Below are 4,594 nucleotides of genomic sequence, written 5' to 3'. Positions count from 1 at the left end.
AGCGCCACTTAAACGCAAGTTGTCCGGTACTGAAGGAAACCAGATGGCCCGGCTGAGAAAGTGATGGAATCTGGAGAATCCGGTTTCATCACTCAGGCCGAGCAAGGTCAGGAGGGCAGAGATGGTGCGCTTGCGGGTGGCAAGGATGGACCCGACAAGCAAGGTTTGAGCAGTGATCCAGGTGGGCTGGGTAAACATCTCGGCAAAAGGGGCGATAACATCGGTGAACCATTTTGGGACTTTGAACATCTCCAAATGGTTTCAGGCGGCGCTGAGATTTCTCTCAGCGCCGCCTGAAAAAATGGACAAAGTCGAACTAAGCTTCCCCCATCCCAAACGTAAGACCTGCCCGTGTGCGGCAGGACCACCGCCCCACCGAGCGTGGAGCTTTTTCGTGTCTAGGAAGGTGGAAGTGTTGAAATATGAATCCGAGTCTAATTTTGTACTCAGCGTTGCCCTGCTGGGGCACTCCGTCCCCCCTCCATTGCGCCGCAGAGCAACTGACTTCAATACTGAGGCGTGATAAAAAAACTCGCTCTTCTGATGGCCGCTTCTTTGCTGTTGATGCCGTCGGCATTGGCCACGGACTTTGTGACCAAGTCTGAACTCACGGGCATCCAACTCCCCAAAGGTGCCCTCGAACTCACGGATGACGACTTCTCCGGCGAGATGGTCGATCTGCTTGAAGACATCGCCGCCACCATGAACGGCAAATGCCAGTACCACGAACTGCTGTACTGGGAGGGGAATCCGACGGCACTGGGCAAGGCCCTGGGCGCAAAAATTCCGGCAGAGTTGAAGTACAAGACTCTGGAATTGGGTGAACTGGAGAATGGCACCTACGAGCAGTTTTCGCTGACCAGTGCAAAAGTCTGGTATGCCGGTCTCTGGATCGACGGCCCCAATGACGTGAGTCTCGCGTGGTGCAACGTCGTCAAAAAATAAATCTGCGCGCGAATGCATGAGGTTCCCCCCTCGGTCGGTCCAGTTCAGTTGCACGTGAATCGTACTTCTGAGCCGAGCCGAAGGTCAGGTTGAAGTCTCGTGAAGTGGTGGACCTTCAGGCGGACTGCGACGCGCCGCAGCGCCCTGCCCAGCGCGGGCGCCCACGTCTGGCGCGAGTTCTGGAAGCGGGCACGCGCCATTCACAGCGTATACGCCGTGCCCTTCGACGCCGCCGTGCCAGTCAACACGCCCAGGGGGCTGGACACGGATCAACTGACGGTGCGGGCGCAACTGCCCCAAGCGCTGGGCGAAACCGTGCAACTGCTGGCCAAGAACAACATCACCCCGGACCGGCCTCTAGACGAAATCCAGGTGATCACCCGCAATGGCGTGCGCATTCCATTGAACAGCGGTCAGGAATTCGAGGGCGTGCTGAACGAGATTGAGCCGGGACCCCTGACCCCGCAGGGCTACATCGGCGAGGAGGTATCGGGGTCCAGTTCCAGCCAGACCGTGACTTTCGACGGCGCGGGTCCGGTGGCGCAGGCTATCCTGACCTACTCGCAGTCCACTGAGCCTCCCCGCATCACGCGGATCAGACGGTCCTGTTCTCTCAGAAACGCTGGGTGACGCTGCCGTTCTCGGCGGCAGCCAGCGCGGCGGATCCCGCCCTGACCACCCTGAAGCTCTCAGAATAGGGCGTTACCATCTTCGGAAAATCGTTCGTCTCCGTTGCCCAGCACGCTTGGAGCGTCTGTTAGCGTGGGTCATGTCCAGCGCCACCTCTGTGCCCCGCCGCCTGCGTGATCTGGGCCTCATCCCCGGCATCCTGCCGCCTGGCCCACTCAATGCCCTTACTGACGTCTCCGGCGTGCTGGTGGGTCACGAAACCCTGCTCGCCGAGCCGGGCATCAGAACTGGTGTGACGGCCATCCTGCCCCACGCCAGCAACCTGTTCGAGGACCGCGTTCCCGCCGGCGTCGCCATCGGCAACGGCTTCGGCAAGTTCGCCGGCCTGAGCCAGGTCCAAGAACTCGGCGAACTGGAAACACCGATTCTGCTGACCAACACCCTGAGCGTCGCGCCCGTGATGCAGGCGGCAGTGGACTGGACGCTGGCCCGCAACCCACAAGCCCGCAGCGTAAACGCTGTGGTGGGCGAGACGAACGACGGTGTGGTCAACGACATCCGGGCGCGGGCCGTGACCTCCGCACATGCACTGCGCGCGCTGGATGCGGCGCGCGGCGGCCCCGTGCAGGAAGGCTGCGTCGGCGCGGGGACGGGAACCGTGGCTTTCGGCTGGAAAGGCGGCATTGGAACAAGTTCGCGTGCGCTGCCCGCTTCCCTGGGCGGATTCACGGTGGGCGTACTGGCACAGGTGAATTTCGGCGGCGTGTTGCAGGTGGCTGGCCTGCCTGTTGGACAGCGGGCAGGCCAGCACTACTTGCACGGCGAGCTGGACCGGGGCGACGCGGACGGTTCGGTGGTGTTCATCGTGGCGACAGACGCGCCGCTTTCGGACCGTAACCTGCGCCGTCTGGCAAACCGGTGCTTTCTGGGGCTGGCCCGCACCGGTTCGTCCATGAGCAACGGCAGCGGAGACTACGCCCTGGCGTTCTCGACGGCACCCTCGGTGCGGCGCACTCCTGAGCGGAGAGCGGCCGCCTGGACGCCGCTGGAGCTGCCGAACGAACTGGTCTCGCCGCTGTTTCAGGCCGTGATCGAGGGGGCAGAAGAGGCGATTCTGAACGCGCTGTGCATGGCCGTCCCGATGATCACCTATGACGGGGGACGCATTGAGGCGCTGCCGCTGGAACTCCTGGCGGATGTAGGGACAGAGAACGAAGGACAGCCCTGAGCCAGCCGGCTATTTAAACCCACCCATCATGCATCGAAAGTACACTTGATCTGATGTCTGTGCATCATTTCATCCGTGCAAAATTCCGTACTTTCAAGTTTTCAGCCAGGCATCCAGCAACTCATTGATCAGCTCGCTGACCTCCTTGCGCTCGTCCAGCAGGCGTTTACGCGCTTCCAGGTAAGTCTGGCCGTGGAGCAGGACCGTGACCTGCTGATAGTCGGGATTCGAACGTTTGCCGGGCGGGCGGCCCACCGGGCGGCGCGGCTCTTCGGACGCGGCTGGAGTTTCTGCCTGATCGGCCGTCTCCTCCGCTTCCTGCGCGCGGCGTTCCCGCATGGCCTTGAGGCCCGCAAACTTGCTGCCGGTCACGCCCTCTCCCCTGCTGCGGCGACAATCTCTTTGGCAGCCCTTTCGTAGTCCATCCAGGCCAGTTTCGCCGAGCGCTGCCCCTTGAGCGCGTAGACCGGTACGCCCTGTGCGCTCGCGTGCCGGAACGCCACCGTCTGACGGATGGACGCGCGCATCACCGGCAGGGTCTCGGCCTCCAACAGTGCCCGCGCCTCTGCCCCTTCCCGGGATGGAGACGGCGGCACCAGGGTCAGCAGGATGCGGTAGGTTCCGCCGATGGTGCGCAGGGCCTCGGTGGTCTGGAGCAGCGCGTCAAGGCTCATCGCCTCGGGGTTGGTGGGCAACACCAGCAGGTCACAGCCGCCGACGAGATCACGGAGTTCGTCCGCGCTGGGCCGCGCCCCAGTGTCGATGACGATGTTCTCGAACTGCCGCGCGTGTTTCATCGCCTGTGCTTCAGGCACCACCGTGAAAGGCAGTCCCCCGTGTGAGGCCCACAGGGACGCGCTGCGGTTGGCGTCTCCGTCCACCAGCAGCGTGGGGGCAAGCGTTTGCAAGTAAGCCGCCAGATGAACGGCGGTGGTCGTCTTGGCGATTCCGCCCTTGTAGCCTGCCACAGTCACGATCATGAAACGACTGTACAACAGTATGCATAGACGTATCACTGAAAGTTTGCAATTCCATCTGTGCAAAATTCTGAACAGTCATATGTACATCCAGATGGAAGGACAGCTTTGACGTAGGCGGAACAGCTTGTTTCTCCGGTGCTTCCGGGGGCGACCTCATTCATACTCTCCTCTGCGAGCAAGACCAACGAGCGATCGGAGGGATGATCCATGCCTGAGAATGAGCTTTCAAAATTTTAACTGTGCAAAATGACGTCCTTACAGACGGACGTCAGAATGCAAGTATGTACTGACACCGACCCGGTCAAACGGTTGGCGGAATCCGTGTCGCCGGTCCGGTGACTTGCCAACAGGACAGCGGCGCTCTCTTCCTCATCGAAAGGAAGAAGAGAATTTTGCCTGTACGAAATTCTGGAAGTTTGGCCAGCCTCCCTCGAATTCGTCTTTCCACATCTCCTCCGAAGGCGGGTGGCTATGGTCGTGCCGAAGCCACGACGCTCAGAGCGTGTTTATAAAGGTTCGACGGATGGGTCGAGGCGACGGAGCATCAGGCGAATGTTGGCGAGATAGCACCAGGAAGCGGAGGTATGGCAGCGGCCTTCGTAGTCCCGGCTCAGCCGACGTGAGCGCGTCAACCACGCCAATGAGCGTTCCACCACCCAGCGACGGGGCAGCACCTGAAACCCTGTGGCCCTGTCACTGCGTTTGATGATTTCCAATGTCCAGCCCAGTGTTTCCAGCGTCCAGGTGACCAGCTTGCCCAGATAACCACCATCGGCCCAGACATGACGGAGGCGCACAAAGCGCCTCCGTG

At 61.3% G+C, this 4,594-nt stretch carries 6 protein-coding genes and 1 pseudogene; 3 read left to right on the top strand and 4 right to left on the bottom strand.

Going from position 1 to position 4,594, the window contains the following annotated elements; translation table 11 throughout:
- Positions 1 to 249: pseudogene (locus tag Q319_RS28470) on the bottom strand (hypothetical protein); the annotation flags it as partial.
- Positions 250 to 519: 270 nt separating this feature from the next.
- Here Q319_RS28470 and Q319_RS0122475 point away from each other — a divergent pair.
- The 3 genes from Q319_RS0122475 (at position 520) to Q319_RS0122465 (ending at position 2,803) form a co-directional block, all read left to right on the top strand.
- Positions 520 to 945, top strand: a complete 426-nt coding sequence (locus Q319_RS0122475; protein WP_156039553.1) for a hypothetical protein — start codon at positions 520 to 522, stop codon at positions 943 to 945.
- A 99-nt stretch (positions 946 to 1,044) separates the two neighbouring features.
- Positions 1,045 to 1,575, top strand: coding sequence for a hypothetical protein (locus Q319_RS0122470; RefSeq protein ID WP_029484636.1), 531 nt, complete (start codon positions 1,045 to 1,047; stop codon positions 1,573 to 1,575).
- 139 nt (positions 1,576 to 1,714) lie between these two features.
- Complete coding sequence (locus Q319_RS0122465) at positions 1,715 to 2,803, top strand: DmpA family aminopeptidase (RefSeq protein ID WP_034416445.1); 1,089 nt, start codon at positions 1,715 to 1,717, stop codon at positions 2,801 to 2,803.
- A 93-nt stretch (positions 2,804 to 2,896) separates the two neighbouring features.
- Here the strand turns inward: Q319_RS0122465 and Q319_RS0122460 are convergent, their stop codons facing one another.
- From Q319_RS0122460 to Q319_RS0122450, 3 genes are all read right to left on the bottom strand, one after another.
- Positions 2,897 to 3,175 carry a hypothetical protein gene (locus Q319_RS0122460; protein WP_034416443.1) on the bottom strand — a complete coding sequence of 93 codons (279 nt, stop codon included), beginning with the start codon at positions 3,173 to 3,175 and terminating at the stop codon, positions 2,897 to 2,899.
- Positions 3,172 to 3,783 carry a ParA family protein gene (locus Q319_RS0122455; RefSeq protein WP_029484633.1) on the bottom strand — a complete coding sequence of 204 codons (612 nt, stop codon included), beginning with the start codon at positions 3,781 to 3,783 and terminating at the stop codon, positions 3,172 to 3,174. The genes Q319_RS0122460 and Q319_RS0122455 overlap by 4 nt, the downstream gene beginning before the upstream one ends.
- 506 nt (positions 3,784 to 4,289) lie before the next feature.
- The coding region (locus Q319_RS0122450; protein ID WP_029484632.1) for an IS5/IS1182 family transposase at positions 4,290 to 4,594 on the bottom strand (305 nt) is incomplete at its 5' end.

The organism is Deinococcus marmoris DSM 12784 (genome assembly GCF_000701405.1).
Taxonomy (GTDB): Bacteria; Deinococcota; Deinococci; order Deinococcales; family Deinococcaceae; genus Deinococcus; species Deinococcus marmoris.
This window is presented reverse-complemented; position numbering and strand designations above follow the sequence as displayed.